Annotated in this window: 6 protein-coding genes; 4 read left to right on the forward strand and 2 right to left on the reverse strand. The window is 64.2% G+C overall.

Annotated features, from left to right (window positions below; translation table 11 throughout):
• Positions 1-353 precede the first annotated feature (353 nt).
• Positions 354-1,283, forward strand: a complete 930-nt coding sequence (locus AC1P6P_RS07895) for a cytochrome c oxidase assembly protein (RefSeq protein ID WP_481401890.1) — start codon at positions 354-356, stop codon at positions 1,281-1,283.
• A 49-nt stretch (positions 1,284-1,332) separates the two neighbouring features.
• Here the strand turns inward: AC1P6P_RS07895 and ggt are convergent, their stop codons facing one another.
• Both ggt and msrA read right to left on the reverse strand, forming a co-directional pair.
• Positions 1,333-3,144 (reverse strand): gamma-glutamyltransferase, encoded by a 1,812-nt coding sequence (gene ggt, locus AC1P6P_RS07900; protein ID WP_481401891.1) that lies wholly within the window; start codon positions 3,142-3,144, stop codon positions 1,333-1,335.
• Positions 3,125-3,607, reverse strand: coding sequence for a peptide-methionine (S)-S-oxide reductase MsrA (gene msrA / locus AC1P6P_RS07905; RefSeq protein ID WP_481401892.1), 483 nt, complete (start codon positions 3,605-3,607; stop codon positions 3,125-3,127). Before msrA ends, ggt begins: the two co-directional genes overlap by 20 nt.
• Positions 3,608-3,725: 118 nt before the next feature.
• On the opposite strand from msrA, the gene AC1P6P_RS07910 reads away from it, so the two are divergent.
• From AC1P6P_RS07910 to thiO, 3 genes are all read left to right on the forward strand, one after another.
• On the forward strand, positions 3,726-4,667 hold the full coding sequence (locus AC1P6P_RS07910) for a phosphoribosylaminoimidazolesuccinocarboxamide synthase (protein ID WP_481401893.1): 942 nt from the start codon (positions 3,726-3,728) through the stop codon (positions 4,665-4,667).
• A gap of 262 nt (positions 4,668-4,929) precedes the next feature.
• On the forward strand, positions 4,930-5,418 hold the full coding sequence (locus tag AC1P6P_RS07915; protein ID WP_481401894.1) for a hypothetical protein: 489 nt from the start codon (positions 4,930-4,932) through the stop codon (positions 5,416-5,418).
• Entirely contained in the window at positions 5,418-6,566 is a 1,149-nt protein-coding gene (thiO, locus tag AC1P6P_RS07920) for a glycine oxidase ThiO (protein ID WP_481401895.1), read from the forward strand. The genes AC1P6P_RS07915 and thiO overlap by 1 nt, the downstream gene beginning before the upstream one ends.
• The last annotated feature ends 16 nt before the right edge of the window (positions 6,567-6,582 follow it).

Genomic DNA, 6,582 nt, shown 5'->3' on the forward strand with positions numbered 1-6,582 from the left:
AAGCCTGCGAAGCTGCGGAGCCGCATTGCGGGGTGAGGGGAATGGGACCCAGGGTGCGACCCCACGCAAAGCGTGGAACGCGAAGCGTGGGAAGGGGGCTCATTATCTCGCAAGCCCCCATCGGCGCTGGCGCGCCACTTCCCCCACGGTCTTCGTGCCGACACCAGCGCCGATGTGCCCGCGGGGGCAGAAAAGGAGCGGCGCATCGGACAGCGGCGATACGCTGAGACTCTATTGTCATCCCCGGCCGAAGCCTGCGAAGCTGCGGAGCAGCATTGCGGGGTGAGGGGAAGGGGACCCAGGGTACGACCAGCCCGGGATGCCTCAAGCCGAGTCCTACCGGAGAGAATGTCTTGCCGTTTGCTCCTGGGTCCCCGCACGTCGCTCAGCTCCGTTTCGCCGGGGATGACACGCGGAATTGGCTCCTCTACGCCGCATTGCTGATCGTCGGCGGTGGGCTCGACATTGCCACCAGCCGTTATCCCGCCGATCTGCCGGTGTGGCTGCCGTGGGAATTTTCCTGGCCGGTGTATCTTGCCACCACGCTGACGCTGGCCTGGTTCGTCCGCGGTCTTGCCCGGCTTGACCCATCGCAGCGCCCGGCCGCGTGGCGCTCGGCCCTGTTCCTCATCGGCATGATCGGCAATTATGCCGTGTTGCAGACCCATTTCGATTATCTCGCCCAGCACATGTTTTTCATCCACCGCTGGGCCCATTTCTGGCTGCATCATGCGGGCGCGATGCTGATCGCGTTCGGCATGAGCGGACAGGCGATCCGCGCCGGCATGCCCGCGTTCCTCCGTCCCCTGATCGATGCGCCGCCGGTCCGCGGCACGCTCGACATCCTGCAGCACAGGCTGGTGGCGCCGGTCTTGTTCGTCGGCCTGTTGTATTTCTGGCTGATCCCCGCGCTGCACACCATCGTGATGCTCGACCGCCGGCTCTACGACGTGATGAACTGGACCATGGCGCTCAACGGCATCCTGTTCTGGAGCCTGATTGTCGACCCGCGCCCCCATCCGCCGGCGCGGCTGTCCACATTATGGCGCGCACTCGCCATCCTGATCATCGAACTGCCGCAGATGGTGCTCGGCGCCGTGCTGTCGCTGTCGGAGACGGATTACTACCCCGTCTACAACATCTGCGGCCGCGTCTTCGACATGACCCCGCTCACCGATCAGCACTTCGGCGGCCTGATCATCTGGCTCCCCGGAACGATGATGAGCTTCGTCGCGATGCTGGTGGTGCTGGTGAATTTGAGAAGAAACGAAGAAGGGGAGTAGGGAGTGAAGGAATGACTACTCACTACTCCCTATTCCCTACTCACTCCCTTCAATATCCCGCCGCCTCGCCATCCTTGCGCATCTCCGATGCGCCCCAATAGACGTGGTTTTTCGCATCCAACATGATCGCCTGATAGCCGCCGAAATTGCCGCTTCCGGGCGCGATCTTGTAACCGCGCGCCTTCAAGGCCTCGATCACCGCTGGGGAAAATCCGCTTTCCACTTCCACCGTGCCGATGCCCTCGCTTTTTTCGCCGGTCGGTTCGGCGTTGCCGAAATGGCGCCAGCGAGCGGCATCGCCGGCTTCCTGGACGTTCATGCCGAAGTCGATGATGTTGGTGAGGATCTGGACATGGCCTTGCGGCTGCATATCGCCGCCCATCAGGCCGAACGCCATGAACGGGGCGCCGTCCTTCATCACGAAGGCGGGGATGATGGTGTGGAACGGCCGCTTGCCTGGCGCATAAACGTTGGCGGCGTGCGGATCGAGGCTGAACAGTTCGCCGCGATCCTGGAACATGAAGCCGAGCCCGTCGGCCACCAGTCCCGATCCCATGCCGCGATAGTTCGATTGGATCAGCGACACCATCATGCCGTCCTTGTCGGCGACCGTGAGATAAGTAGTGTCGCCGTCATAGAGAAGCGGATTGCCGGGGCCGAGGTTCGGATTGGCGCGGGTCGCCGTAATCAGCCGCCGGCGCTCGTCGGCATAGCGGTCGCTCAGCAGCCCCTTGATCGGAATTTTCGCGAACGCCGGATCGGCGTACCATTTCGCCAGGTCTTCGAACGCCAGCCGCTTCGATTCCAGCAGCAGCGTCAGCGCATCGGCGGAGCCGGCGCCCATGGCCTTCAGATCGAACGCCTTCAGCACCTGCAGCATTTCCAGCGCCGCCATGCCCTGGCCGTTGGGCGGCAGTTCGAAAACGTCGTAGCCGCGATAATTCACCGACACCGGCGTCACCCATTCGCCGTGATGGGCGGCGAAATCCTCGTAGCGCAGGTCGCCGCCGATGCGCCGGAAATAGGCGTCCATGGTGTGTGCGATTGCGCCTTTATAGAATGCGTCGCGCCCCCCGGTGGCGATCATTTGATAGGTATTGGCGAGATCGGGGTTCTTGAAAATTTCGCCTTGCGCCGGGGCGTGGCCGCCGTTCGCGTCCGCGATCAGATAGGTATGGCGGGCGTTGTCGGTTTCTTCGAGCAGGCCGCGACGGCGCTCGAACGAAGCCATGTTGCCTTTCCAATACGCCGACGCCAGCTGCGCCACCGGAAAACCGTTCCGCGCGTAGCCGATTGCGGGCGCCAGCACCTCGCTCATCGGCAGCTTGCCGAAGCGGTCGTGCAGCGCAAACCACGCATCCACCGCGCCCGGCACGCTCACCGGCAGCGATCCCACCGGCGGAATGTGCGGCGAGTAGGGCATGCCGGCGCGCTTGTAGGCGGCGGCGATTTCCGCTTTCAGCCGCTTGAGGTCGCGCCCCTTGGGCGAGCGGCCGGAGCCGTTATAGCCGTAGAGCTGTTTGGTCTTGGGGTCCCAGACGATCACGAAGCAATCGCCGCCGATGCCGTCGAGCACCGGCTGCATCAGACCGAGCGCCGCGTTGGCCGCAATCGCCGCGTCGATGGCGCTGCCGCCTTTCTTCAGGACGTCGAGCGCGATCTGTGTGGCGAGTGGATTTTCCGTCGCCGCCATGCCGTGCTGTGCCAATACCGGCGGGCGCGTCGCCCACGGCGCCCCGGCATAGCGATCGCCGCGGCTGATCTGATCGGACTGTGCGAACGCAACGCCCGTCACGGCCAAAGCCGTAAGCGCGATGGCCAACCCCCGTTTCAACACGATGTTACTCCCAGTTCGGAACATGGCAGCTCGGCTGGCCATGTTTTTCGAAATAGCGCTGGTGATAGTCCTCGGCCGCCCAGAAGGTCGGTGCCGGTTCAATGGTGGTGACGATCGGGCGTTTGAACTTGCCCGAGGCATCGTATTCGGCCTTTTTGGCGCGGGCGATTTTTTCCTGTTCGTCGCCATGGGTGAAGATGACCGAGCGGTACTGCGTGCCGACATCGACGCCCTGGCGGTTCAGGGTGGTAGGGTCGTGCCATTGGAAGAACACGTCCACAAGCTTGTCGTAAGAAACCGTGGCGGGGTCGAAGGTCACTTCCACCACTTCGGCGTGCCCGGTCTGGCCGGTTTTCACGTCCTTGTAGGTGGGATTGTTCATGCAGCCGCCGGCATAGCCGCAAATCGCCTCGGCGACTCCCGGCACTTCGCGGAAAAATGATTCAACACCCCAAAAACAGCCCGCCCCGAAGGTGGCTTTTTCCATGGAACCTCTCCAATTTTGACCAGACTTTAGCGCAGGAAATCGCGCCGCGGCGAGGCGTTTTTTTGACCCCGGGCGCGCCTGTATCTAGTCTGTCGTCGGCGATTCCAGGACGGTCCCCATGCCCAACATTCTCCGCGAAACCCATTTCGACGGCCTCGGCACCCTCAAGACGGGCAAGGTGCGCGACATCTACTTCCAGCCCGACAAGCTGATTCTGGTGGCGACCGACCGCCATTCCTCGTTCGACCGCATCATTGCCCACATTCCGAACAAGGGCGCGGTGCTGAATTTGTCGAGCGCTTACTGGTTCCAGCAGACGGCCGACATCGTTCCCAATCACCTCATTGCGGTGCCCGATCCGAATGTGACGGTGGCGCGGCGCGTCAAGCCGCTGGCGGTGGAAGCGGTGGTGCGCGGCTATCTCACCGGCACGACTTCGACCTCGATCTGGACCCGCTACAGCGCCGGCGAGCGTCACTTCGGCGGCCTGTTATTGCCGGGCAGCCTGCCCAAGAACGCGCGCCTGCCGCAGCCGATTTTCGATCCGACCACCAAGGAAGATACCCACGACCGCGCGCTGAGCCAGGAAGACCTCGTCAAGGAAGGCTTCGTCAGCCGCGAATTGTTGGACAAGGTGCGCGAGACGGCGCTGGCGTTGTTCCGCCGTGGCCAGAACGTGGCGGCGCAGCACGGCCTGATCCTGGTCGACACCAAGTATGAATTCGGTCTCGACGACAACGGCACACTGATGCTGATCGACGAAATCCACACGCCGGATTCGTCGCGCTATTGGAAGCTCGGTTCGTACGAGCAGCGTCTGGCCAAGGGCGAGGAGCCGGAATATTTCGACAAGGAATTCCTGCGCATCTGGTTCCGCGATCATTGCGATCCTTATAAGGACAAGGTGCTGCCGCAAGCCCCCGCCGACATGGTGGAAGAACTATCGCGCCGATATATCGAGATCTACCAGCAGCTCACCGGGCAGACCTTCGACGTCGATGCGACCGCTCCCATCGCCGAGCGCATCGAGAAGAACCTGGCGCCGTACCGGATCGGATAAATCGTGCGTGCTTCGCGGGCCAGCCATTTCGCCGCCGGTGCACGCCGGGTACAGTCCTCATGGCCGGCCACCTTGCATGACGAAGTTGGGCTAAAAATCTCGTCATGCTGAGGCGCTCCGCGCGCACGGTGCTGCCGTAAATTTCCGCTTCCCGGGACGCGGAGCCGCGAAGCACGCACCGCAAACGTGTGCCGTTGCGACGCAGCCGTTACAATTGTCGTCAATTGACGTTGGCAGCCGAATCCCTGGACCGTGTGGCGTGATGCTGGATGCGGTTCTGGAAAAGATTTTTGCGCCACTGCTGGAACGCTTCGCGGCGCCGGTCGGCAGCAAGGCGAACATCCTGGCGTTGGCTGCGTTCGCCGTGAGCTTCGCGGCGGTGCCGGTGATCGGCCGCCATCTGATGTGGATCGGCCTTGCGCTGTTCCTCGCCGGCCGCGGGCTGGCCGCAGTCGTGGTCCGAGAAAGCGACGCTGCGGAAGTTTTCAACGCCATCGCTTTCGCCGCACTGCCGTTCGCTTTCGTGCTCGATGCGCCGGTCAGGGCGTTGCCGGCGGTATTCTTGATGTCCGGGCTTGCGGCGCAGGCTGCGGCGGCCTTGAAATTCGGCCGTGGACTGATCGGCTCGACCGAGCTTGTGCTTCTGTTCGTTCTGGCGGCTCTATTGCCGGACTGGTTCGGCTTGATCGCCTATGTCGGCGGCGGGTTGTGTTTTGTCGCTGCGGGCGTTGAGGCGTCCAGGAGGATGTGATGAAAGTCGTGGTGATCGGGGCCGGCGTTGCGGGCCTCGGGATCGGTTGGAAGCTCGCGCGGGCGGGGGCGCGCGTGACCGTTCTCGAGCGGGCGCAGGTCGGCAATGGTGCCACCACGGCGTCGGGCGGCATGCTCGCCTCGGCAGCGGAACTGGACGGCGGCGAGACGCCCGAGGCGGCATTGGCGCGCAACGCCGATGCGTTGTGGCCGGCGTTTCAACGCGATCTCGAAAACGAGTCCAAGGTCGACATCGGCTACCGCCGCAATGGCGCGCTGCTGGTGCAGATGACCGGCGGGCCGGGGCGTGAAGCGCTGGCGCACGAAACGTTGGATGCCGCCGCCGCGCGTCACGCCGAACCGCTGCTCGGCCCCGATATTGCCGGTGCGGTGGTGGCGCCCGACGAGGCGATGGTCGACAGCCAGGCACTGTGCCGGGCGTTGGCGGTGGCGTTCGTGCGCGCCGGTGGCGAGGTGGTGTCGAACGAAACCGCCGTCCGTTTCGAGCGGGATGGCACCCGCGTGACCGGCGTCGTGACGCCGTTCCGGCTGCATCAGGCCGATGCCTTCGTGATCGCGATGGGGGCGTGGTCGTCGCGCATCGCCGGCTTGCCGGCCGAGGCAGTTCCGGCAGTGACGCCGGTGAAGGGCGAGATCGCGGTCCTGACGCCGCCGCCGGGGGTGACGCTGCCGCGCCGGGTGGTGTGGGGTAACGGCATTTACCTTGTGCCGCGCCGCGGCCGTCTGTTGGTCGGCGCCACCATGGAGGCGGCGGGGTTCGACACCAGCCTGACCCAGGCGGCGCTGCGCTGGCTGTATCGTCAGTCGACGGAACTCATGCCGGCGCTGAAGGATTGGCGCTTGGCGGCGCATTGGGCGGGTCTGCGCCCGCTGACGCCCGATCGCTTGCCGCTGCTCGGCCCTGCCGCTGTGGAAGGGCTTTACGTAGCAAGCGGTCAGTTTCGCAACGGCATCCTGTTTGCACCGGCGGTTGCTGAAGTACTGTCGCGTCTCATTCTGGAGCGGACGGCGGTGGATCCGGCGTTCGACCCGCGACGGTTCGGAAGCGACATTCAGGTCGCGTCCCCGGCGGAGACACCGCACCGGGACGTGCCAGCCGAGGCTTACACATGGCGCACGGGGTCCTGATTGCTGGTCTTTTGCT

It is taken from the genome of Rhizomicrobium sp., assembly GCF_056722145.1.

What these genes read in the sequence shown, in the direction of transcription:
- ggt (WP_481401891.1), bottom strand. Translation starts at nt 3,144, where the DNA reads ATGTTCCGAACTGGGAGTAACATCGTGTTGAAACGGGGGTTGGCCATC.
- AC1P6P_RS07910 (WP_481401893.1), top strand. Translation starts at nt 3,726, where the DNA reads ATGCCCAACATTCTCCGCGAAACCCATTTCGACGGCCTCGGCACCCTC.
- thiO (WP_481401895.1), top strand. Translation starts at nt 5,418, where the DNA reads ATGAAAGTCGTGGTGATCGGGGCCGGCGTTGCGGGCCTCGGGATCGGT.
- msrA (WP_481401892.1), bottom strand. Translation starts at nt 3,607, where the DNA reads ATGGAAAAAGCCACCTTCGGGGCGGGCTGTTTTTGGGGTGTTGAATCA.
- AC1P6P_RS07915 (WP_481401894.1), top strand. Translation starts at nt 4,930, where the DNA reads ATGCTGGATGCGGTTCTGGAAAAGATTTTTGCGCCACTGCTGGAACGC.